At 40.3% G+C, this 21,844-nt stretch carries 23 protein-coding genes and 1 other RNA gene; 13 read left to right on the forward strand and 11 right to left on the reverse strand.

Annotated elements, in window-relative coordinates; translation table 11 throughout:
• Nucleotides 1-171 precede the first annotated feature (171 nt).
• The 3 genes from arcB to mtgA all read left to right on the forward strand — a co-directional run bounded on the left by arcB (nt 172) and on the right by mtgA (nt 4,115).
• Nucleotides 172-2,508 carry an aerobic respiration two-component sensor histidine kinase ArcB gene (gene arcB, locus CBE70_RS15270; RefSeq protein WP_100159988.1) on the forward strand — a complete coding sequence of 779 codons (2,337 nt, stop codon included), beginning with the start codon at nt 172-174 and terminating at the stop codon, nt 2,506-2,508.
• A gap of 237 nt (nt 2,509-2,745) precedes the next feature.
• A complete protein-coding gene (gene elbB / locus CBE70_RS15275; RefSeq protein ID WP_100159989.1) occupies nt 2,746-3,396 on the forward strand; it encodes an isoprenoid biosynthesis glyoxalase ElbB in 651 nt (216 codons plus the stop codon).
• Between the two features lie 20 nt (nt 3,397-3,416).
• Nucleotides 3,417-4,115 (forward strand): monofunctional biosynthetic peptidoglycan transglycosylase, encoded by a 699-nt coding sequence (mtgA, locus tag CBE70_RS15280; protein WP_100159990.1) that lies wholly within the window; start codon nt 3,417-3,419, stop codon nt 4,113-4,115.
• Between the two features lie 5 nt (nt 4,116-4,120).
• Here the strand turns inward: mtgA and CBE70_RS15285 are convergent, their stop codons facing one another.
• A complete protein-coding gene (locus CBE70_RS15285; protein ID WP_100159991.1) occupies nt 4,121-5,011 on the reverse strand; it encodes an AraC family transcriptional regulator in 891 nt (296 codons plus the stop codon).
• A 495-nt stretch (nt 5,012-5,506) separates the two neighbouring features.
• Between CBE70_RS15285 and CBE70_RS15290 the strand changes: the two genes are divergently transcribed.
• From CBE70_RS15290 to ureG, 7 genes are read left to right on the forward strand one after another with little or no spacing between them, the layout of a single operon-like run.
• A complete protein-coding gene (locus CBE70_RS15290) occupies nt 5,507-6,343 on the forward strand; it encodes an urease accessory protein UreD (RefSeq protein WP_100159992.1) in 837 nt (278 codons plus the stop codon).
• A 21-nt stretch (nt 6,344-6,364) separates the two neighbouring features.
• On the forward strand, nt 6,365-6,667 hold the full coding sequence (gene ureA / locus CBE70_RS15295) for an urease subunit gamma (RefSeq protein WP_100159993.1): 303 nt from the start codon (nt 6,365-6,367) through the stop codon (nt 6,665-6,667).
• Nucleotides 6,668-6,675: 8 nt separating this feature from the next.
• Nucleotides 6,676-7,002 (forward strand): urease subunit beta, encoded by a 327-nt coding sequence (locus tag CBE70_RS15300; RefSeq protein ID WP_100159994.1) that lies wholly within the window; start codon nt 6,676-6,678, stop codon nt 7,000-7,002.
• On the forward strand, nt 6,999-8,702 hold the full coding sequence (gene ureC, locus CBE70_RS15305; RefSeq protein WP_100159995.1) for an urease subunit alpha: 1,704 nt from the start codon (nt 6,999-7,001) through the stop codon (nt 8,700-8,702). The genes CBE70_RS15300 and ureC overlap by 4 nt, the downstream gene beginning before the upstream one ends.
• Before the next feature lie 26 nt (nt 8,703-8,728).
• Entirely contained in the window at nt 8,729-9,229 is a 501-nt protein-coding gene (gene ureE / locus CBE70_RS15310) for an urease accessory protein UreE (RefSeq protein ID WP_100159996.1), read from the forward strand.
• A gap of 24 nt (nt 9,230-9,253) precedes the next feature.
• Entirely contained in the window at nt 9,254-9,919 is a 666-nt protein-coding gene (locus tag CBE70_RS15315) for an urease accessory protein UreF (protein WP_198585732.1), read from the forward strand.
• A 9-nt stretch (nt 9,920-9,928) separates the two neighbouring features.
• Nucleotides 9,929-10,546, forward strand: a complete 618-nt coding sequence (gene ureG / locus CBE70_RS15320; protein WP_006535303.1) for an urease accessory protein UreG — start codon at nt 9,929-9,931, stop codon at nt 10,544-10,546.
• 113 nt (nt 10,547-10,659) lie between these two features.
• Here the strand turns inward: ureG and dolP are convergent, their stop codons facing one another.
• The 4 genes from dolP to CBE70_RS15340 form a co-directional block, all read right to left on the reverse strand.
• Nucleotides 10,660-11,238, reverse strand: coding sequence for a division/outer membrane stress-associated lipid-binding lipoprotein (gene dolP, locus CBE70_RS15325; RefSeq protein ID WP_023582845.1), 579 nt, complete (start codon nt 11,236-11,238; stop codon nt 10,660-10,662).
• 9 nt (nt 11,239-11,247) lie between these two features.
• A complete protein-coding gene (gene diaA / locus CBE70_RS15330) occupies nt 11,248-11,838 on the reverse strand; it encodes a DnaA initiator-associating protein DiaA (protein ID WP_004245257.1) in 591 nt (196 codons plus the stop codon).
• A 22-nt stretch (nt 11,839-11,860) separates the two neighbouring features.
• Nucleotides 11,861-12,238, reverse strand: coding sequence for a YraN family protein (locus tag CBE70_RS15335; protein ID WP_100159998.1), 378 nt, complete (start codon nt 12,236-12,238; stop codon nt 11,861-11,863).
• 80 nt (nt 12,239-12,318) lie between these two features.
• The gene (locus tag CBE70_RS15340; RefSeq protein WP_100159999.1) at nt 12,319-14,073 is read right to left on the reverse strand and encodes a penicillin-binding protein activator; all 1,755 of its coding nucleotides are present in this window, start codon (nt 14,071-14,073) and stop codon (nt 12,319-12,321) included.
• Between the two features lie 61 nt (nt 14,074-14,134).
• Between CBE70_RS15340 and rsmI the strand changes: the two genes are divergently transcribed.
• Nucleotides 14,135-15,013, forward strand: a complete 879-nt coding sequence (gene rsmI / locus CBE70_RS15345; RefSeq protein WP_023582842.1) for a 16S rRNA (cytidine(1402)-2'-O)-methyltransferase — start codon at nt 14,135-14,137, stop codon at nt 15,011-15,013.
• 60 nt (nt 15,014-15,073) lie between these two features.
• An RNA gene (rnpB, locus tag CBE70_RS15350) (RNase P RNA component class A) lies at nt 15,074-15,449 on the forward strand.
• 67 nt (nt 15,450-15,516) lie between these two features.
• Here the strand turns inward: rnpB and CBE70_RS15355 are convergent.
• Nucleotides 15,517-16,221 carry a pirin family protein gene (locus CBE70_RS15355; RefSeq protein WP_100160000.1) on the reverse strand — a complete coding sequence of 235 codons (705 nt, stop codon included), beginning with the start codon at nt 16,219-16,221 and terminating at the stop codon, nt 15,517-15,519.
• Nucleotides 16,222-16,334: 113 nt separating this feature from the next.
• Here CBE70_RS15355 and CBE70_RS15360 point away from each other — a divergent pair, with 113 nt between their 5' ends.
• Nucleotides 16,335-17,237: a LysR family transcriptional regulator gene (locus CBE70_RS15360; RefSeq protein WP_100160001.1), complete on the forward strand. Its 903-nt coding sequence runs from the start codon at nt 16,335-16,337 to the stop codon at nt 17,235-17,237.
• A gap of 279 nt (nt 17,238-17,516) precedes the next feature.
• On the opposite strand, the gene CBE70_RS15370 is transcribed toward CBE70_RS15360, so the two are convergent.
• The 5 genes from CBE70_RS15370 to CBE70_RS15390 form a co-directional block, all read right to left on the reverse strand.
• Entirely contained in the window at nt 17,517-19,292 is a 1,776-nt protein-coding gene (locus tag CBE70_RS15370) for a type VI secretion system Vgr family protein (protein ID WP_232797407.1), read from the reverse strand.
• Between the two features lie 98 nt (nt 19,293-19,390).
• The gene (locus CBE70_RS15375; protein ID WP_100160002.1) at nt 19,391-19,909 is read right to left on the reverse strand and encodes an Hcp family type VI secretion system effector; all 519 of its coding nucleotides are present in this window, start codon (nt 19,907-19,909) and stop codon (nt 19,391-19,393) included.
• Nucleotides 19,910-20,569: 660 nt separating this feature from the next.
• Nucleotides 20,570-20,962 (reverse strand): DoxX family protein, encoded by a 393-nt coding sequence (locus tag CBE70_RS15380; RefSeq protein ID WP_023580968.1) that lies wholly within the window; start codon nt 20,960-20,962, stop codon nt 20,570-20,572.
• A 184-nt stretch (nt 20,963-21,146) separates the two neighbouring features.
• Nucleotides 21,147-21,452, reverse strand: a complete 306-nt coding sequence (locus CBE70_RS15385; protein WP_232797408.1) for a YqjK-like family protein — start codon at nt 21,450-21,452, stop codon at nt 21,147-21,149.
• Nucleotides 21,433-21,843, reverse strand: a complete 411-nt coding sequence (locus tag CBE70_RS15390) for a phage holin family protein (RefSeq protein WP_088493780.1) — start codon at nt 21,841-21,843, stop codon at nt 21,433-21,435. Before CBE70_RS15390 ends, CBE70_RS15385 begins: the two co-directional genes overlap by 20 nt.
• Nucleotide 21,844: the final 1 nt, after the last annotated feature.

Here is a 21,844-nt window from a genome sequence, read left to right on the forward strand (position 1 = left end):
TTATTTTTATGAATGCCTATATCCCGAATAGACTCGTTGAGAGAAAATAGAGGGTTAAATCAAACAAAGTAATGAGAAATAATCACTCTTAGCAAGATTTCTGAATGTTCGCCACTGCGCCAATTCATTTTTGGGTTATCATTCCATAGATTCAATATATTGGAGTTTTCAATGAAATTGCTCAAAGGGCTTGCCCAATACTACGTTGACTTAATGATGAGGCTGGGGCTAATTCGCTTCTCATTGTTGTTAGCTTCTGCATTAGTTGTTTTAGCGATGGTTGTTCAAATGGCGGTGACATTCTTGCTTGCAGGTGATGTTACCAGTATTGACCTTGTTCGCTCTATTTTCTTTGGGCTGATTATTACGCCTTGGGCTGTCTATTTTCTCTCTGTTGTGGTTGAACAACTTGAAGAGTCACGACGCCGTTTATCTCGTATGGTGGATAAACTAGGTGTAATGCGCCAGCGCGATTTAGAGCTTAACTCTCAATTAAAAGAGAATATTGAGCAATTAAACTTGGAAATTCAAGAGCGTGAAAAAGTTGAAAAAGCACACCTTGAACTACTAGAAAAACTAAAAAGTGAAATGAAGCGCCGTGAATTGACGCAAATCGAGCTTGAACAGCAATCCTCACTTTTACGCTCATTCCTAGATGCCTCTCCTGACTTAGTTTATTACCGTAATGAAGATAATGAATTTTCAGGATGTAACCGTGCGACGGAATTACTGACAGGTAAAAGTGAGAAGCAACTTATCGGTTTAACACCACTTGATGTGTATGACGAAGATATTGCGATAAAAGTGATGGAAACGGATGAAAAAGTCTTCCGTCATAATGTGTCACTCACTTATGAGCAGTGGTTAGTTTATCCTGATGGTCGCAAGGCTTGTTTTGAACTGCGCAAAGTACCGTTTTATGATCGAATTGGTAAACGTCATGGCTTAATGGGCTTTGGACGTGACATTACAGAGCGTAAGCGCTATCAAGACGCGTTAGAGAACGCGAGCCGTGATAAAACCACCTTTATCTCAACAATCAGCCATGAATTGCGTACACCGCTAAATGGCATTGTTGGATTAAGCCGTATCTTATTGGATACCGAGCTTTCACCAGAACAACTCAATTACTTAAAAACGATCCATGTGAGTGCGATTACGTTAGGGAATATTTTTAATGACGTGATTGAGATGGACAAAATTGAGCGTAGAAAAATTCAGTTAGATAATCAGCCAATTGACTTCACTGAATTTATTTCTGATTTAGAAAACCTGTCTGGATTGTTAGTACAGCCAAAAGGATTGAAATTCACACTTGAAGCAGAAGAAACGCTACCGCATAAGATAACCTCTGATGGGACTCGATTACGCCAGATCTTATGGAATCTCATTGGTAATGCGGTGAAATTTACCCAAGAAGGTGAAATCAAAGTCCGTATTTGGCAAGAAGCGCCAGATAAGTTGTTCTTTGAAGTAAAAGATAGCGGAATTGGTATTCCAAAAAGTGAGCTTGAGAAGATCTTTGCCATGTACTATCAGGTCAATGATAGTCAAGGTGGTCGTTCTGCAACGGGAACAGGTATCGGACTTGCTGTCTCAAAACGCTTAGCACAGCATATGGGCGGCGATATTCGTGTTGAGAGTGAGTTAGGTGAGGGTTCTACCTTTACCCTCTCTATCGTCGCTCCTGCGATTGAAGAGCACCATGATATCGAAAGTGATGATGAGTTCTTATTACCTGCTTTAAATATTCTGCTTGTTGAAGATATTGAACTTAACGTGATTGTTGCCTGCTCTGTTTTAGAAAAATTAGGTAATACCGTTGATGTAGCAATGACAGGACAAGAAGCGTTATCGATGTTTAAGCCTGATGAATATGATTTAGTGCTATTAGACATTCAATTACCGGATATGACAGGGTTTGATATTTCAAGAAAATTACGCCAAGAATTTGACAGTAATGAACTTCCTCCGCTTATCGCTTTAACAGCAAATGTTTTGAAAGATAAAAAAGAGTATTTGGATGCGGGAATGAATGATGTGCTAAGTAAACCACTTTCTGTGGATGCACTTACCGCGATTATCAATAAATTCTGGGGTGATGGTGCGGTTTCTGTGCCATGTAATGAGTCATCGGAATTGTTGAATAAAAATGAAGAGTTGTTAGATATAGACATGCTGAATCAATACATCGAACTTGTCGGACCTCAATTAATCACTGATGGTCTAGATGTTTTTGAAAAGATGATGCCAAGTTATATGTCAGTCCTTGAATCTAACCTAACAGCTCGTGATGAGAAGGGAATTTCAGAGGAAGGACATAAAATTAAAGGGGCTGCTGGTTCTATTGGTTTAAAACATTTACAGCAACTCGCTAAACAGATCCAATCATCGGAATTACCCGCTTGGTGGGACAATGTGCAAGAGTGGGTAGATGAGCTAGAAAGAGATTGGAGAAAGGATGTGGAAAGTTTAAGAAATTGGTTATCAGACACTAGAAAAAAATAACCCCAACCGAAGGTTGGGGTGCGCGAATACTGCGCCAACACCAGGGAAACTTTTCTATCCGCTTTTTTTGATTCTCATTACATAGGCGAATAGGATGAAACTATTCCATACATCATACAAGCAACAAAATAGCAAAGATAAGTTTTTTTGTTACAAGAAACATTTAAATATGTGATGCCGATTGGTGTTTACACCTATAAATGGGTAACTAGTAATCTACTACAAACGGAGAAAGATATGAAATCAATTGCGGTAATTTTAAGTGGCTGTGGTGTATTCGATGGGAGTGAAATCCATGAATCAGTGCTCACAATGCTTGCTTTAAGCCAAAATAATGCTGAGGTTCATTATTTTTCACCTAATGATTTACAACCAACTGTAATTAATCATATTACAGGTGAAGAAAAATCAGAAAAAAGGAATATGATGGAAGAATCTTCTCGTATTTCTCGTGGGAAAATCTCCCCTTTATCAGAGGCAAAGGCTGAAAACTTTGATGCGGTCATTATTCCTGGTGGTTTTGGTGCAGCGAAGAATTTATGCAATTTCGCAACAAAAGGGAGTGACTGTGAAATTAACAAAGATCTCTTAAGATTTGTACAAGCGATGCATCAGCAAAATAAGCCATTAGGGCTAATATGTATTGCACCTGTAATGTTACCAAAAATGTTAAATTCTCCAGTAAAATTAACAATTGGAAATGACGCGGAAACCGCTCGTGCAATTGAAAAGATGGGCGGCATCCATATAGATTGCCCTGTTGATGATATTGTTGTTGATGAAAAACATCGTGTTGTCACAACTCCTGCGTATATGCTTGCACAATCTATTGCACAAGCACAGGTAGGTATTGAGAAACTGGTTAAGAAAGTCCTTGAGATGGCATAAATAGTAGGTAAAAACAGCAGATGGTACTGGTGAGAAAGTTAAAGAAACTATTAATTATTTTAATTGCTTTATGGCTGTTAACAGTTGTGCTGTTTTCTTTTTTACCTGTACCTTTTTCTGCTGTTATGGTTCAAAGACAAATTTCTGCTTGGAGTGAGTTTGATTTCTCTTATGTATCACATTCCACTTGGGTAAGTGAAAACGAGATAGCTTCCGTGATGTATTTAGCCGTTATTGCTTCTGAAGATCAAAATTTTCCCAAACATTGGGGCTTTGATTTTGATGCTATTGAGAAAGTTTTTAAAAAAAATCATAACAACGGTAAAACATTACGTGGTGCATCGACTATTTCTCAGCAAACAGTCAAAAATCTCTTTTTATGGGATGGTCGTAGTTGGATAAGAAAAGGGCTTGAGACTGGAATGACGCCAGTTGTCGAGCTTATTTGGTCAAAAAAACGTATTTTAACGGTGTATCTGAATATTGTTGAGTTTGGTGATGGGATCTTCGGTGTAGAGCAGGCTTCACAACACTATTTTAGAAAGCCAGCGAAACAACTTACAAGCTATGAAGCTGCATTATTAGCCGCAGTATTACCTAATCCGCATATTTATCACGTAAATAAACCTTCTGCTTATACCCTAAAACGGCAACAGTGGATCTTAAATCAGATGCGGCTAATGGGTGGAACATCCTTTTTAAAGAAAAATAATTTGTAACACCTTTATAAGGTTGGAAACACTTTATTTTCTGGCTCTGCGATTTTTTCTGACATTTGATTTATTGTCGATGGATCATTAGCTTGACGAGATTGAATCCGAAACTGTGACGGTGTCATGCCGTATTTACGTTTAAAAGCATCACAAAAATAAGCATTGCTTCCAAAGCCACAACGATGGCTGATTTGAAATACAGAATAATTAGAGAATGTAAGGTAGTTTAAGGCGATCCCCATTCTGACATCTAATAGTAATTGGCAGAATGAAACACCCTCTTTATTTAAATGCCGACGTAATGTCGATGGTGTCGTAAACAATGTTTTTGCGACATCTTCTAAATGCCATTTTCGCTGTGGATCTTGTGTTATCAAGTGTGTAATGGCCTGATTTTTCGGCTCATCATAGTTAAAACGAAAGATATTTAGAATATCCACACCTGCCTGATGTACCGCCATTAAAATAAAGAATAAACACTGCTGCATAAACATGGTTTCTTGTGATGGAGTGCCATGTGGTAGCGGTAAACACTGTTTTAAAATGCCAAAATTACTTTTTATCACTTCAGGGGTCAATAAATGGTAAGAAGGAAGGTGGCTTGTTAGTGGCGAGCTAGATTTAATTAAAGGTTTTAGTAAGGAGAAAACAGACTGAAGCTCTGTTTCACACAACACAAGAGTGTGTAGTTCAATAGATTTATGCGTAAATTGGCTGACAATATCGCAAGAAACTTGACTGTATTTCGGAATAATAAGCGTTAAATGGCTAGATACATCAATAGTTTGCCCATTGATGCAAATCGTACCTTTTGCGCCACTAACCATCGCTATCATCGGGTTTTCGATGTAAAACGTTTTTAAAGACATTTGGTTAGAGGACAGGATGTGTTTGTATTCCATGATCTCCGATATACCGTAGGCAAGTTAAGCATTAATCATTACTTAAATGAACAATACTCAAAATTAGCTCATTTGTTGTATAAACTGATAAGCCACGTCTAGAATAATAAATAGAGAGATTATTCTAATTTAAATTAGTGTTGTCATGCAAAGCCGAATGAGGGCGAAGCAGAATATAATCTTGTTGATAAAACATGACAATATAGATATTTGCTCATTTTTTACATTTATTTTAAACAGTGTCATTTTTTCTAAATAAATTGTTATTTATTCAAAACACATTTTTCGTAATAAGGTGTAGAATCGCGCGTCACAGACGAAGGAGATTATCCTGTTCTTAGGATATCACTGTTTGTCTTTTATCCACACCCTATCCAACATTCATTAGCTTATTTTCTATTTGATTTTGAATGACTCAATCTTATGGATAGCGCTGTATGTATTCACGTATTTTCCTGATTTATTGATAATTTTGCCGAGTTGGCAGGAGTGAGTATGTCTGACTTTTCAGGGAAGGGTTGGCTTGCTGAAATCGTTTTACGTTATGAAGTAAAACGCGAAATAACACGTCTTACAGAAAAGCGCCATATCGGCCCATTAATGGTTCAGCGTCCTTTTTATCCTGAGCAAGGTATTGCACACACTTATTTGCTTCATCCCCCAGGTGGTGTGGTTGGTGGCGATAAACTATTGATCAATATTGATGTGCAGCCTCAAGCGCACGCGTTGCTCACAACACCCGGAGCCACTAAATTTTACCGTAGTGCAGGCGGTGTTGCTCGGCAAGTTCAAACCCTAAAAGTGGCAGCTAATGGCTTTTTAGAATGGTTGCCTCAAGAAAATATCTTTTTTCCTGAAGCTCAAGTTTGCCTAGAAACGCATATTCATATTGCCTCTACAGCCAGATTTATTGGCTGGGAAATCCAATGTTTTGGTCGCCCCGTTTTAAATGAATGGTTTGAAAATGGCAATGTAAAAGGGCGTTTAAATTTCTATATCGATGAAAAGCTGACATTAACTGAGTCGCTTTTTGTCGATGGTTTACAAAAAAGATCGGCTGCCATGCGTGAATTTCCGATGTTAGGGTCACTTTATATTTATCCTGCATCTGATGAACTAAAAAGTGTTATTCAGCAGAGATTAACGGCTTTTTCAGCACCCCAAAACAGTGTGATTGAATATGGTTTAACGGATGTTGATGGCATTTTAGTTTTACGGTTATTAGGCTCGCAAACAGAGCCGATGATGGCGTGTTTTGCACAAGTTTGGCAAACCGTAAGAGAACACTGGTTAGGTTATTGTCCTGAGCCGCCTCGTATATGGGCGACATAATCGTTAATTTTAGGAGCAGAAATGGAATTAACACCAAGAGAAAAAGATAAATTACTGCTTTTTACAGCGGGTCTTGTTGCTGAAAGACGTTTAGCGAAAGGGCTCAAGCTTAATTATCCTGAAGCGGTTGCATTGATCAGTTGCGCCATTATGGAAGGGGCGAGAGAGGGTAAAACCGTTGCCCAATTGATGAGTGAAGGGCGCACTGTTTTGACTGCGGACCAAGTCATGGAAGGTGTGCCAGAAATGATAAAAGACATTCAAGTGGAATGTACATTCCCTGATGGTACAAAACTTGTTTCTATTCATGATCCTATTGTGTAGGTGACAACATGATACCTGGTGAAATTAGAGTTAACCAAGCATTAGGCGATATCGAACTTAATGCAGGTCGAGAAACAAAAAAAATACAGGTTGCCAATCATGGCGATAGACCCGTGCAAGTCGGCTCTCATTATCATTTTTATGAAGTGAATGAAGCGTTGAAATTTGAACGAGAAGACACATTAGGTTTTCGTTTAAATATTCCAGCGGGCATGGCGGTTCGTTTTGAACCGGGTCAAAGCCGTACTGTTGAATTAGTGGCTTTTGCAGGAAAGCGTGAAATTTACGGCTTTCACGGCAAAGTGATGGGTAAATTAGAGAGTGAGAAAAAATGAAAACTATCTCACGTCAAGCTTATGCGGATATGTTTGGTCCAACAACGGGTGACCGTCTGCGATTAGCCGATACTGAGCTTTTTCTTGAAATTGAAAAAGACTTCACCACTTATGGCGAAGAGGTCAAGTTTGGTGGTGGTAAAGTTATTCGTGATGGTATGGGGCAGAGCCAAGTCGTCAATGCTGAATGTGTCGATGTGCTTATTACAAATGCCATTATTTTAGATCATTGGGGTATCGTAAAAGCGGATATCGGTATTAAAGATGGCCGCATTGTGGGTATCGGTAAAGCGGGTAATCCGGATGTACAGCCTAATGTGGATATTGTTGTAGGGCCTGCCACAGAAGTGGTTGCAGGCGAAGGTAAAATAGTTACCGCAGGTGGCGTTGATACGCACATTCACTTTATCTGCCCTCAGCAAGCACAAGAAGGTTTAGTGTCTGGTGTCACCACGTTTATTGGTGGTGGTACAGGGCCAGTTGCTGGAACAAATGCAACCACAGTAACCCCCGGTATTTGGAACATGCACCGTATGTTAGAAGCGGTTGATGAACTCCCGATTAACGTTGGCTTATTCGGTAAGGGCTGTGTGAGTCAACCGCAAGCAGTTCGTGAGCAAATTGAAGCGGGTGCTATTGGTCTAAAAATTCATGAAGACTGGGGCGCAACACCAATGGCAATTCATAACTGCCTTAATGTTGCCGATGAAATGGATGTGCAAGTTGCTATTCACTCTGACACTTTAAATGAAGGGGGTTTCTACGAAGAAACCGTGAAAGCGATAGCCGGCCGAGTGATCCACGTTTTCCACACCGAAGGCGCGGGTGGTGGGCACGCACCTGATGTAATTAAATCAGTCGGAGAGCCGAATATTCTCCCCGCTTCAACCAATCCTACAATGCCTTATACCATTAACACGGTAGATGAGCATCTTGATATGTTGATGGTTTGCCATCACCTTGATCCTTCTATTCCTGAAGATGTGGCTTTTGCTGAGTCGCGCATTCGCCGTGAAACCATTGCAGCAGAAGATATCTTACATGATATGGGTGCTATTTCTGTTATGTCGTCGGACTCGCAGGCAATGGGGCGTGTAGGTGAAGTTATTCTTCGTACTTGGCAATGTGCACACAAAATGAAATTACAACGTGGCACATTAGAAGGTGATACCGCTGAAAGTGATAACCATCGTATTAAACGCTATGTAGCGAAATACACTATTAATCCTGCTTTAGCGCATGGTATCGCACATGAAGTCGGTTCTATTGAAAAAGGGAAATTGGCTGATTTAGTTTTATGGGATCCAGCTTTCTTTGGTGTGAAACCCGCATTGATCATGAAAGGTGGCATGGTGGCTTATGCACCAATGGGTGATATTAATGCCGCTATTCCAACACCTCAGCCTGTGCATTATCGTCCAATGTATGCATGTTTAGGTAAAGCGAAATATCAAACGTCGATGATCTTTATGTCGAAAGCAGGGATCGACGCAGGTGTACCTGAAAAGCTAGGTTTAAAGAGCTTAATTGGTCGTGTTAAAGGTTGTCGTAATATTACGAAAGCTTCGATGATCCACAATAGTTATGTGCCTCATATCGAGCTTGATCCTCAAACTTATATTGTGAAAGCTGATGGTGTGCCATTAGTGTGTGAACCTGCAACGCAATTACCCATGGCACAACGCTATTTCCTCTTTTGATTAGCGTTTTACCGAGAATGTAGAGAATGAAGAGATTTACTCAACTTATTGATAAACAAAAAGTGCTTGAAACAGCAATGTCAGAAAAACAGGCGCTTACTTTGTGCTTAACGATGGATGAACGAACCAAAAGTCGTTTAAAAGTGACATTAAGTGATGGACAAGAAGCTGGGCTATTTTTGCCTCGTGGTACGGTGCTAAAAGAGGGCGATATCTTACTGTCAGAAGATAATACGCTGGTAACGATTGAAGCTGCAAAAGAGCAAGTTTCGACTGTATATAGTGACGATCCGCTATTATTGGCTCGTGTTTGTTATCACTTAGGTAATCGTCATGTTCCATTACAAATTGAAGCGGGGTGGTGTCGTTATTTTCATGATCATGTTTTAGATGATATGGCGAGAGGCTTAGGCGCTAATGTGGTTGTGGGTTTAGAGAAATACCAACCTGAACCGGGTGCTTATGGTGGATCGTCAGGTGGTCATCATCACCATCATCACTCTCACGACGATCATCATCATCACTAATTATTTGAATAAGGGAGCCTATTGATGCTTGCAGATCTACGCTTATATCAATTAGTCAGTCCTTCTTTACCTGTGGGATCGTTTACTTATTCTCAAGGGTTAGAGTGGGCGATTGAAAAGGGGTGGGTTTGTTGTCCTCAAACATTAGCGGATTGGCTAAGTACCCAAATGACCAGCACTTTAGCAACGTTAGAGCTCCCTATCTTACGGCGATTACAAGAAAATTTGGCACAAGCTAAAATGAGTGAAGTGAAATATTGGTGTGATTTTATTGTCGCAAGTCGTGAAACTAAAGAGTTAAGACAAGAAGAGCGCCAACGAGGTATCGCTTTTGCTCGTTTACTTCCTCAATTAGATATTGAGTTAGATGAAATTTTACAAGCGTGTGTAAAGCAGACACAACTTATGGCGTTTGCGTTAGCTGCTGTGAAATGGAATATTTCCTCTGAAAAGTTATGTTGTGCTTACGCTTGGGGTTGGCTTGAAAATACTGTGATGTCAGGAGTAAAACTGATCCCATTAGGACAAAGTGCAGGGCAGAAAACATTGTTTACATTAGCAGAGCAGATCCCTGCAATTGTTGAGCAATCCGCACATTGGCCAACGGAAGATATTGGGAGTTTTACACCCGCGCAAATTATTGCCAGTAGTCGCCATGAAACACAATACACTCGACTTTTTCGTTCATGAGACATCTATATGCAAGAATATAATCAACCACTACGTATTGGTGTGGGAGGTCCTGTTGGATCAGGAAAAACCGCACTGCTAGAAGTTCTTTGTAAAGCCATGCGCGACACTTATGAAATCGCGGTTGTGACTAACGATATTTATACTCAAGAAGATGCCAAGATCTTAACGCGAGCTGAAGCATTAGATGCGGATCGTATTATTGGTGTTGAAACGGGAGGTTGTCCTCATACTGCTATTCGTGAAGATGCATCAATGAATCTTGCAGCGGTTGAAGAATTAGCTATGCGCCACAAAAATCTGGATATCGTTTTTGTGGAAAGTGGTGGTGATAACTTAAGTGCGACATTTAGCCCAGAGCTTGCTGATTTAACCATTTACGTAATTGATGTTGCCGAAGGTGAAAAGATCCCTCGTAAAGGTGGCCCTGGTATTACCCACTCTGATCTGCTCGTGATCAACAAGATCGATCTAGCGCCTTATGTTGGTGCATCATTAGAAGTGATGGAAGCAGACACAGCAAGAATGCGTCCTGTGAAGCCTTATGTTTTCACAAATCTAAAAGAAAAAGTGGGTTTGGAAACTATTATCGATTTTATTATTGATAAAGGGATGTTAAGACGCTAACAGCTTGTTGAGTAAAGGCGAGTTTTAGTTGAAAAAGAAACTGAAAGTATCGGTCATTTTACTATAAAGACCGATACTGTCAGGATAATCTAAAAACGATATTACTAATGGGATCAGTTAAGGTAAGTAAATGCGGTGGTTACTTTTACTACCCCTTTGGTTTCACTGGCAATTTTTGCAACAGCAGCCCCTTCTTGGCGGGTTAAAATACCAAATAAGAACACTTCACCATTTTCAGTGATCACTTTTACAGAAGAAGATTTTACTGAATCACTGCCTAAAATTTGAGAGCGCACTTTGGTTGTTAACCATGTATCTGAAGATGCTGTGCCTAATGTCACAGGCTCACCTTGGCGAACTTCGTTGTAGACGTTATTCACCCCTTCAACCTGACTTGCGACTTGTTTTGCCGTATTCGCAACAGACATATCAGGGCTTTGACCTGTTAACAGAATATTGCCTTGATAAGCGGTAGCTACAATACGTGAATTGCTTTTCTTGATCTGTTCGTTTTTGTTTAGAGCACCAGAAACACGAGCTTCCAAGGTACCATCGTCAACTTGTTGCCCTAATGAACGAGGATCGGTTGCAGTTTTACCCGCAACTGCGGCCGTGCCGACAACAGCTGCGCCGATACAACCTTGCAGTAAAAGTGCAGAACACAGCACTGCAGTGATAGGAAGCAATTTCATAGTAACTCCTTAGTCATCCTGATGTGGGAATAATGTATTATCAATCAAATCACAGAGACAATTAACTGTTAGCATCTGAACTTCCTGTATTCTGACGGTACGTTGAGATGGAATACGAATTTCAACGTCTTGAGGGCCTAATAACCCAGCAAGCTCTCCGCCATCATAACCTGTTAATGCAACAATGGTCATATCTCGTGTAACAGCGGCTTCAACGGCTTTAATAATACTTCTGCTGTTACCGTGCGTTGAGATAGCAAGTAGCACATCTCCTGCTTGTCCTAATGCACGCACTTGTTTTGCATAGATTTCATCGTGCTGCTGATTCCCCATAATTGCAGTCATCACAACGCTATCTGTGTTTAACGATAATGCAGGCAAGCTTGGGCGCTCAGTTTCAAAACGATGGATCATGCTTGCGGCAAATCGCTGTGCTGTTGCTGCTGAGCTGCCGTTTCCACAGCTTAATATTTTATGGCCGTTTAACAAAGATTGAACCATCATCATGGCGGCTCTGGAAATGGCATCTGGTAATGCTTCTGCTGCTGCAATTTGAGTTTGAATACTCTCTGTAAAGCAGACTTTGATTCTATCAAGCACGTTAAGACCTATATAATCTAATTTAACGAATAAATTCCGTATAATCGAGAATGTTTTTTAACCATATTAGCTGGCGTTGATTAAATGCACAAATATCAAAACGACAGTCTGAAGTCTCGATACTTTCTTGGCGTTGAGCTAACCAACATCTTGCTGTACGCCATAAGCGACGCCGTTTTGAGGTAGTAATAGAGCTTATTGCATCACCAAATAAGATGTTACGTCTAAAACGAACCTCAACAAATACCCATGTCCTCTTTTCCTGCATAATAAGATCAATTTCTCCACAGGGATATCGGACATTACGCTCAATCAATATTAATCCTTGTTGGCGTAAATATTTTAGCGCTTTTTTCTCATAGTATAGCCCTAAAAAATAAGGACTTTTAGAAAAAATCATCCATGATTTCCTTCTTTATCTCACACATAAAATAAACCGCCTTTATGGCGGTTTATTTTAATGATAACTAAATATGCGTATTACTGTACAACAGGTTCAATTTTACCTTGTTTAAACTGCATCCAAGGAAGTTCTCTATAAACAGTACAGTTGTTTTCAACACGCAATGAACCTGAAATACCATTAAAACGTAATGTGCCTTTTGTCAGGTCATTGTAATTGTTTGCTAATGACCATGCATCAATTCCCATGGCATAAAGACGCATTAATGAGTAATCGTTCGCAAATTTGCTTGATGCCTTTTGCATTAACGGCAAATTAGCGCCAGTCATCAATGGAATATCACTAAATTGAATACCATCCATCTCCATACGGAAATCAGGGCCTGTTCCACCTTGGTTACTACGCGAACTAACATAAATTGGTGGACGCTTTTGGGTACTGATTGCCATATCAATCATTGGTTTAATTAAGGTTAATTCATCGCTAGTCGCAATGATGTAAACCGAATCAATAGCACCACTCGCAGATGGAATAGATTGCGTTTCTAATGGCAAAGGTGCATTAGCTGTTGGTAGTACAGGTGTACCAGTCATACGAATACCCACACCACGGTTAATAGAGGCTTTTAAGCTATCAACAGAACTAAATGTTTGTTGTAAAACGGTGCCACCACCCGTGCGTTGCCACTCATCAGCAAATGTTTGTGCCATTCTTTGGCCAAATTTATTATCAGGAACAATAATTAATGGGTTTGATTTTTGTTGCTGACGTAAATGTTGTGCCGCATTACGTGTTTCATCTTCTGGTGAAAGCGAGAAGAAGCAAACCGTGGTTGCAGAAGGCACATTATCTAACTCATTGAGTGCTAATACAGGTAAACCACTTTGAAGCTCTATCGTCTTCATGACTTCAGGTTTTAGCAGTGGGCCGACAATTAAGTTGGCTCCGTCTTGCTGTACTTTCTTCAATAAAACGTCGATAGATTGGCTATTGGTATCATAAACAATCACTTGACGAGAGTTTTGTGCAACAGGATCTAAGCGTAATGTTGTATCACCAGAAAATGTTGAGCTCTCTTTTTCTTGATCTTGAGTCGCTTGCGTATTTTCGGTTGTTTCTTTTGCTGTATCTGTTGCAGGTGTCTCTGTATTACTGATGCCTAATTCTTCTAAAATTGATGCAAGGCTGTCGTCATTTTTAGGTGCTTGTGGCGCTGGCATAGCTTGAGGTTGCGGTAAACCACTTTGTGCATCAAGAAAACCTTGGCGAATAGCTTCACCAAAGACTTTCGCTTGCCCTGTTAAAGGCAATAATAATGCGATTTGGCTACTTGTACTCACAGAGGGTTGTGAAAGACGTAATAATGATGCTGGAAGGGTTAACGCAGCTGGATTACGAGGATAGCGAGTCTGCCATTCTCTGACCGCTGTGGATAACTTATCAGCGTCATCTTTGTTGTATTCATAGGTATTCAGTAAATCTAACCAACCTTGCAGTGTATTTTCATCTGCTTTGATAACAACGCCACGGCGTTGCTCTGGTGTGAGTTTGGTTAGCGTGAGCCATGTATCATCAATATTTTTCTGATGCAGTTGTGGATCAGTAATTAATGTTTCTAACCCAATATAGGCTCTAATAACATCTAAAGATGCTAGCCCTTGAGCATCATCAATCACTTTTTGAAATTGTTTCATCTCCATTTCTGCTTTTGCAGCTGGAGTGAGAGGTTGTTCTTGTTGCCCCGTCAGGGTACAACCTGACATAATCAACGCAGAGAGTATCGCAGTATAGGATAAACCTGTTTTAAAACGCACAAAAATTGAGGAAAGCATACTGTACCCAGTGATGTTTTATAATTATGCTCAATTTTAAATCGGTCATTCGGAATAAACAATGAATCAACCTAATCGAGCAGCGGTAACGACATCCACACTGTACATAGTACCCACACCTATTGGTAATCTGGGCGATATCACCCAGCGGGCACTTGATGTGCTGTCTCATGTCGATTTAATTGCTGCAGAAGATACCCGTCATACAGGGCTTCTATTACAGCACTTTGCCATTAACGCACGTTTGTATGCGTTACATGATCATAATGAACAGCAAAAAGCGGATCAATTAATTAGCAAATTACAACAGGGGCTAAGTATCGCATTAGTCTCTGATGCAGGTACACCATTAATTAACGATCCTGGCTATCATTTAGTCAATCAATGTCGTAAGAATGGCATCAATGTTGTGCCATTACCCGGCGCTTGTGCTGCTATTACGGCACTTTCTGCAGCAGGGCTTCCTTCTGATCGTTTTTGTTATGAAGGCTTTTTGCCAGCAAAAACAAAAAGTCGTCAGGATTGTTTACGCGCATTATCAGAAGAGCCTCGTACATTGATTTTTTATGAATCAACACATCGGCTGTTAGATAGTTTAGCTGATATGGTGACAGTTTGGGGTGAAGATCGCTACGTAGTATTAGCGAGAGAGCTCACAAAAACGTGGGAAACTATTCAAGGCATGCCTGTTGGTGAATTACTTAAATGGGTACTTGAAGATGAAAATCGCCGTAAAGGTGAAATGGTATTAATTGTTGAAGGTTATGAAAAACCCGTTGATGACGATTTCTCCCCAGAAGTATTACGGACACTTGCGATTTTACAAAAAGAGTTACCACTGAAAAAAGCGGCAGCCGTCACTGCTGAGATTTATGGCGTGAAGAAAAATGCACTCTATAAACATGTCATTGAGCAAAATGGTGAAGCTCAAGACGAGTAAAGTGATTTTTTAGCTTCTTTTGCTATACATTTTCTACCAAAATCCCTATAATCCGCACCCTGAGTTGACTAGACAACCGCTGCTTTATCGTTGTCCCTTCGGGGGAGACGGATAGAGGGGAGGAAAGTCCGGGCTCCACAGGGCAGGGTGCCAGATAACGTCTGGGAGGCGCGAGCCTACGACAAGTGCAGCAGAGAGTAAACCGCCGATGGCCTGTTTACAGGATCAGGTAAGGGTGAAAGGGTGCGGTAAGAGCGCACCGCGCAACTGGTAACAGTTTGTGGCATGGTAAACTCCACCCGGAGCAAGACCAAATAGGGGTTCTTATGGTGCGGCCCGCATTGAACCCGGGTAGGTTGCTGGAGCCAGCGCGCAAGTTCTGGCCTAGATGAATGGTTGTCCACGACAGAACCCGGCTTAACGGTCAACTCACCTCATAAAAAACCCTCGATTCACACTGTGTTTCGAGGGTTTTCTGTTTTTAAGCCCATCTAAATCAACTTTCACGAAATAATATCAATAAACAAGCCACGAAACTCAGCCGAGCTTTTTAACGTGATACTATGGCTGTCTTGAATAAAAGCCCCATCACCACACTGAATTTGCCCATTTTCTTGTGTTGACGTTTGCAAATAGGTGCCGCCTTTTATGGATTGTAAAAAGCCTTTTTGTCCTTTTATTTGCAGTGTAATTTCATCGCCTGCTTGCAAATGAATATGATAGAGCCAAATTGTTTGCCTTAACATCAACGAGCCATCATCACCCGTAGGTGAAGCTAACAATTGATATTTTAGGTTTTCATCTAAAGCCAATTTTTGTGAAGCTAAACTTTCTTGTTGTGGACACGCATTTAACCACAACTGAATACGGGTTAACGGTGTATCAGAACTGCTGTTTTTCTCTATATACGTATCAGTATTATGAGGTGAAATAAGTAAGCACTCATTTTCTTTTGCCGTTACTGTACGTCCCATATTATCAAGGTATGTCGCTTCCCCTTGAAGGATCAGATTAACCACATCAACATGAGGGTAAGTCTTTGCTTTAAATTCAGAATTTGGGGCAAGCACTTCTTGGTTGAGAACTCTTAGTGTGCCATAGTCTAAAAAATGAGGGTCAAAGTAGTGGCCAAAGGAAAATGTGTAGCGAGCTTGTAGCCAACCATAATCCGCTTTACCACACTGTTGTGCTGTTCTGTATTTTATCATAGCGGTATTTTTCGAGTAGATTATCAATATATTTATCATAGAGGTATGGACTGTCTATTGTTAGCAAGTTAATCTGGTGCCTATAATCAAATTATTTGATAGAGATAAGTATAATGAGTAAAGACAAAGCAATTACGTTGGAATCTTTACGAGTCATGGATGCCATTGATCGTAGAGGGAGTTTTGCAGCTGCGGCTGATGAACTAAATCGAGTTCCATCGGCACTCAGTTATACCATGCAAAAATTAGAAGAAGATTTAGATGTTGTCCTTTTTGACCGCTCTGGCCATAGAACTAAATTTACCAATGTTGGCAGAATGCTGCTTGATAGAGGACGCATATTACTTGAGGCTGCCGACAAATTAACGTCAGACGCAGAAGCCTTAGCAAGAGGTTGGGAGCCTCATATCACCATCGTTTGTGAAGCTCTTACCCCTGCATCTCGACTCTTTCCTTTGGTTGATAAATTAGCTGAAAAATCCAATACCCAACTCTCTTTAGTGACTGAAGTCTTGGCGGGTGCTTGGGAAAGCTTAGAAAGCGGTAAATGTGATATTGTGATTTCACCCGATATGCATTTTCGCACTTCATCAGAAATCAACTTTCGTCCTTTATATAATACCACTAGCGTTTATGTTGCCAGCCCAGATCACCCCATCCATAACGAACCTGAGCCATTAGCAGAAGAAACTCGCTTAAAATATCGAGGCATTGCCATTGCTGATACTGCAAGAGAGCGCCCAGTTTTAACTGTACTGCTATTGGATAAACAGCGCCGTTTAACGGTCAGTTCTATTGAAGATAAACGCCGTGCTTTAATTGCGGGTTTAGGTGTGGCGACGATGCCAATTGATTTAATTGAAGACGATCTTAAAGAAGGGCGTTTACGCGTTGTTGGTCCAGAGTATCACCATGAAAATAATATTATTATGGCATGGCGAAGAGACAGCATGGGCGAAGCAAAATCATGGTGTTTACGTGAAATACCTAAACTCTTTGCAAATGATAAAAAATAGTTTTTGTAGATAATTTTTTTTATGTTTTAGATATCGATGCAAATAGAGATGCTAATATTAGGCGGAAGGTTCCGCCTAATTAAGAATGGGTCACTCCACTGCCACTAATACACAACCATTTAAACAACCGCATTGTACTTTATGTCCTTCTAGCGCGACAGGGATATTGTTTATCCAATGCATCTCATATTCCCTACTTAATAACGGAGTTTGGCGATGCATCGGATAATAAAAAACTATCTAGTTCTCTTTTTAATCAACAGTGTATATTAACCAATATTAACTTCCTGCTGTTTTTTGTGATTGATTACCATCAACGGTAACAACACGATTATTAGCAATAACTAGCTCATCATCATGTCCAATACTTGTTGATCTATCGTAGTCAATACGCATTCCCTGTGAATTGAGAACATTGATAGCTAAATTCCTCTGCGCATGCAAATACACTTCTTCGCGTCCGCCGGCATCCTCAAATCGCAGTTCATTAAATCCTGTGCCTTTATGCGTCTTGGTGCGAAAGGTGGTTCGGGTTTTATCTTTGGGTAAATCCAATGGTGGCGCATTACGACCGTTATAGGTACAACCCGTGATAATCGGTCTATCAATATCACCATTTAAATAAGAGACAATCACTTCTTGACCGATACGGGGGATCGCCATAAAGCCGTAGCCATCGCCATTCCAACCCTGTGCAACCCGCAACCAACACGAACCACTATGATCAGGCTTTCCGCGTCTATCCCAGTGAAAATAAACTTTTACCGCACCTTGTTCATCGGTATAAATCTCTTCACCCTCTGGGCCAACGACGGTCGCTAACTCGTCACCATCCGCCAGCGGTTTATAATGAAAAGGCGGTCGCCATTCTTGTGTGCCGGGAATAAACGTAACATGATTGCTCAACTGGGTACCTTCGCCACCACCATTATCCGCTAAAGGTTGTACGCCGTGATGCGAGGCACTAATCACCTGCCAACGCGAATTCATTCGTGCACTGGGGTGATTAATTAAGGTAAACACTTTGCCCGGCATTAATCCAAAACAGTTGGTGCTTGCCGAGCCGGTTTGACGATGGTTTTGCGATTGTTCATAACGCAGTTGATTCAAGGGTTGACCATGGGCATCTTCTTGAAAGCGACCATAGCTTTCAAATACAGGATGTCGTTGATGAACGTCACCCGTTGTTTCTTGTGATAACGGATAAGAAGGACGCAGAGGGTTATAATCTTTATCAATGCGCACATCACTGCATAAACGTTCGGTATAGCGCCATGCGGTAGCAGTGGTGTCGGTGATATCGGTTTCAGCTTGTGGGTTATAGGTTAGCGTGATCCCCGCGGTCATCCCTAAATGGTTATCGCTATAAAACAGCTTTGGTCCTTCTTCAAACCAAAAGTTGATCCCCTCTTCAAACGCTAAACGGTACCAAAACGCATAAGCGGATTCCCGCTTTTGAGTAATATAGCGACGAGTTTGATGCAGCTCAGGTTGATAGAACTGGTTGTCATATTTGATATGCGCTTCATCCAGCAATTGCTGAAGAATTTGTGGTACCGTTTTATTTTGGAAAATTCGGCTATCTTGATTTAGCGTCATCACCCACATTTCAGGGCGAATAACAAATTGATACCACGTTTTAACGCCGTCGGTATTACCTTGTTCAGCACTTGCCAACAAACCTTGAACGGTGCGGAGTGTTTTACCATCACGACTGACTGTTAACGATGAAGCTACGCCTAATTGATTAGAGAAATCGATGTCGTTTTGCTCGCTCACCGCATGTATCGACAGCGTGAAAAGCTCTGATAACCCTTCGTTTAAATCAAATTGGGTGACTTGAAAGGTGCTTGCGGGTAAGCCACCAATTTGGCAAGTAAACACTAACCCCGTGTGCAGTAATCCTTTACCTAACGTTTCGAGTAATTCGCTGTATTTTTTAATGCGCGCTTGTTGTTCAGAGAATGTCATCCCCATTTTAAAGGAGGGTGATGAGATCGGATCATCTAATACCAAACGGGGTTTAGGGTTATTGTTAGCGTCATTCGTTGACATAAAAGCTCCCATTTAACTGTGACAAATACGCAATAAAAAAGACAAAAAACACAGATAACAATGGGCTCATACAGAGCCCATAAATAAAGCGTAAAGGATTAACCTTCGAGTGGCGCACGCCACTCGTCAGAGCCTGAAGTCCCTGCAACCGTGTGTTCCCAATCAATTTTGCGATAAAAAAGAGACACTTCGATCAGTTGAGTGAAATCAGATTTAGCCGGATCTTGGCAGTGTGGCATTTGGCAATCGATATTCACGATGGTCGCATCGGTTAAAGTGGTAGTGAAGAAATGCTCTTGCTTCCCTTCCACCGAGGTGCGATACCATTTTAAGGTGGTTTTCGGCAACATTTCGCCAGAGGCTAATGCGTTATACAGCAGAGGAACAGCTTTGTTTAACGCGACAGTAAAACGGAAAGGTTTATGGGCACGTTGACCGGAAGGCTGACCTGATTGCGGGTCGGTTGGTACTGTCACAACATGAGAGAATGCTTGCACTAGCATTTCATCTTCATGACCTTGAACATAAATATTTCCTACTGATTCAGCAGTAAATGCACCCGCAGTAATGTTGCCTTGAGTTTTTCCTTCAATGGAGATATAGCATGGAGTTGGCATGGCAAGTCCTTAATTAACTATCAGTAATTGTTTCTCAACAAAACTATTATTGTTGATGTCCTTTTCAAAAAATCAGCCAGTGCGCACTGCGATTTGATTAGAGTGGCTTAAGTAATTTCAAGGGGAAGTAAAGGGAGTGGACGGAAAAGAAGAACGTTGTATCCTCGTAGGATAAGTGACTTAGCGTAAAATAATTGTTCACACGTTATTTACTGCTTTCGTTTCTTAAAATAAGTGTATTTACTTATATCATTCACTTTCGTAAATGTCCGAAATCTCGCTAAAGCCAGTCAGTTCTAATGTACATGGATTTAAACTTTGTAACAAAATGTGTATTTTATTTCAAATTGTAATAGTATTGATTTATAAAGAAAAAATAACACATTTTTCAAAAAAATAAGCAAACTACGATTTTTTATCATCAACGTCTAAAAAAACCGCATCTAAAATTTCGTGCATTACAGAAGATTCATTTAAATGAAGGCAAAAATTTCACTCATAGAGTGATTTCGGGGAAGGGATGGGAGTAATAGAAAGGAACAGAAAGGAAATTAATAAAAATTATATAAATACAGTTAAAAAAAGAACCCTATGTTTAAAACATCGGGTTCTTATCGATTTAAAGATCCCCTAGAGGATCTTTTTTTTCAAAACTTGTTATTACCAGTTTTTATTGAAAATACGGTCTAAACTCCATTTACCTGGACCTGTGATAACTAGTAATAAATATCCACCTGCGATTGTCATATTTTTCATAAACATTAATTGGTTCATGCCTTCAGCAAAATTACTGTGGAACAGTAGTGCGGTTAGAAGAGTAAATACCGCAGTAAAGATTGCTGTTGTACGAGTTAAGAAACCAAATAGGATTGCTAATCCACCGCCTAATTCTAATAAAATAGTCAGTGGTAATAAGAAACCTGGAACGCCCATTGCTTGCATATATTGCTGTGTACCTTCGTAACCACCAATTTTTCCGTAGCCTGCGCTGATAAATAAAATCGGCATTAAAATACGGGCAATTAATAACGCAATGTCTTCAAATTTTTTCATGGTATTTATTCCTAATCAAACTCTATTATCTGCAATGTATATCTGCTTATGTTTGTATTTTCGTTGGTTAATTTTCTATTTTTAGAATTAATAACCACGGCTACGTTGTGAGATATACAATAATGTGAATTGAGCAAAGAGGATATTAAGAAGAATTAACATTCTTAGACAAAAAAATTGATGTTCAATCTGAGGTTTTTTTGAAGGACTTTTGGATTGTACGAATTAAACCAATTGCACCGATAGCATGTTGCCCTAATCGTATGATTTTTTTAGGATGTTTAATGCTGTAAAGAGAAATAAAGCTGGCTCCTACTAAAAGTGCGGGTTTTAACGAAACGATAATTCGCCACGCTTTATCATAAGGCTCTGTTACATCAAGCCAAGTTTGCGTGCTTTGCCCTAAATCAGTACGCTGTTGCTGAATTTTATTCAACAACAGCTTTTTACGTCTTGCGAGGATCGCCTGCTTATTTTGTTTGTTCATCATGATATTGCTCCAAAAGACGTTTATCTAATTCCAATTGCTGGCGAGTATCGCCTAATAAGGTGGAATTTCGCGCTTTTCTTAATGTCATGATGGCACCAATCAGTGCACAAAAGAGTAAAGTAGCCGTTGTGATGGCTAAAGCATAGACTCGATATTCAGGTGGAATAACCCAAAAAATCAAAATAAGTAGGCTCATTAAGCCAAAGGCGGTGAGCAACAAAGTAACACCAGCCATTAAAATAAGCTGGATAAGCGTGGTTTTTTCTTCTTCCAGTTCAATGGCAATTAACCGTAGGCGAGTTTCAACCATGCCTATCATGATAGCGCCAATCTTACTGAGAGAATTCAGAACCCCAGATGCGGGGCCCTGTGGTCTTTGAGTATCACTCATT

The organism is Proteus columbae (assembly GCF_002777965.1).
Lineage (GTDB): Bacteria > Pseudomonadota > Gammaproteobacteria > Enterobacterales > Enterobacteriaceae > Proteus > Proteus columbae.

Excerpts from the sequence above, each read along its gene's own strand:
- rsmI (WP_023582842.1), top strand. The coding sequence starts at position 14,135 with ATGAATCAACCTAATCGAGCAGCGGTAACGACATCCACACTGTACATA.
- ureG (WP_006535303.1), top strand. The coding sequence starts at position 9,929 with ATGCAAGAATATAATCAACCACTACGTATTGGTGTGGGAGGTCCTGTT.
- ureA (WP_100159993.1), top strand. The coding sequence starts at position 6,365 with ATGGAATTAACACCAAGAGAAAAAGATAAATTACTGCTTTTTACAGCG.
- CBE70_RS15300 (WP_100159994.1), top strand. The coding sequence starts at position 6,676 with ATGATACCTGGTGAAATTAGAGTTAACCAAGCATTAGGCGATATCGAA.
- CBE70_RS15340 (WP_100159999.1), bottom strand. The coding sequence starts at position 14,073 with ATGCTTTCCTCAATTTTTGTGCGTTTTAAAACAGGTTTATCCTATACT.
- mtgA (WP_100159990.1), top strand. The coding sequence starts at position 3,417 with ATGGTACTGGTGAGAAAGTTAAAGAAACTATTAATTATTTTAATTGCT.
- CBE70_RS15375 (WP_100160002.1), bottom strand. The coding sequence starts at position 19,909 with ATGCCAACTCCATGCTATATCTCCATTGAAGGAAAAACTCAAGGCAAC.
- ureE (WP_100159996.1), top strand. The coding sequence starts at position 8,729 with ATGAAGAGATTTACTCAACTTATTGATAAACAAAAAGTGCTTGAAACA.
- CBE70_RS15355 (WP_100160000.1), bottom strand. The coding sequence starts at position 16,221 with ATGATAAAATACAGAACAGCACAACAGTGTGGTAAAGCGGATTATGGT.
- CBE70_RS15370 (WP_232797407.1), bottom strand. The coding sequence starts at position 19,292 with ATGTCAACGAATGACGCTAACAATAACCCTAAACCCCGTTTGGTATTA.
- CBE70_RS15380 (WP_023580968.1), bottom strand. The coding sequence starts at position 20,962 with ATGAAAAAATTTGAAGACATTGCGTTATTAATTGCCCGTATTTTAATG.
- CBE70_RS15360 (WP_100160001.1), top strand. The coding sequence starts at position 16,335 with ATGAGTAAAGACAAAGCAATTACGTTGGAATCTTTACGAGTCATGGAT.
- CBE70_RS15285 (WP_100159991.1), bottom strand. The coding sequence starts at position 5,011 with ATGGAATACAAACACATCCTGTCCTCTAACCAAATGTCTTTAAAAACG.
- ureC (WP_100159995.1), top strand. The coding sequence starts at position 6,999 with ATGAAAACTATCTCACGTCAAGCTTATGCGGATATGTTTGGTCCAACA.
- dolP (WP_023582845.1), bottom strand. The coding sequence starts at position 11,238 with ATGAAATTGCTTCCTATCACTGCAGTGCTGTGTTCTGCACTTTTACTG.
- elbB (WP_100159989.1), top strand. The coding sequence starts at position 2,746 with ATGAAATCAATTGCGGTAATTTTAAGTGGCTGTGGTGTATTCGATGGG.
- arcB (WP_100159988.1), top strand. The coding sequence starts at position 172 with ATGAAATTGCTCAAAGGGCTTGCCCAATACTACGTTGACTTAATGATG.
- CBE70_RS15335 (WP_100159998.1), bottom strand. The coding sequence starts at position 12,238 with ATGATTTTTTCTAAAAGTCCTTATTTTTTAGGGCTATACTATGAGAAA.
- CBE70_RS15390 (WP_088493780.1), bottom strand. The coding sequence starts at position 21,843 with ATGAGTGATACTCAAAGACCACAGGGCCCCGCATCTGGGGTTCTGAAT.
- CBE70_RS15315 (WP_198585732.1), top strand. The coding sequence starts at position 9,254 with ATGCTTGCAGATCTACGCTTATATCAATTAGTCAGTCCTTCTTTACCT.
- CBE70_RS15385 (WP_232797408.1), bottom strand. The coding sequence starts at position 21,452 with ATGATGAACAAACAAAATAAGCAGGCGATCCTCGCAAGACGTAAAAAG.
- CBE70_RS15290 (WP_100159992.1), top strand. The coding sequence starts at position 5,507 with ATGTCTGACTTTTCAGGGAAGGGTTGGCTTGCTGAAATCGTTTTACGT.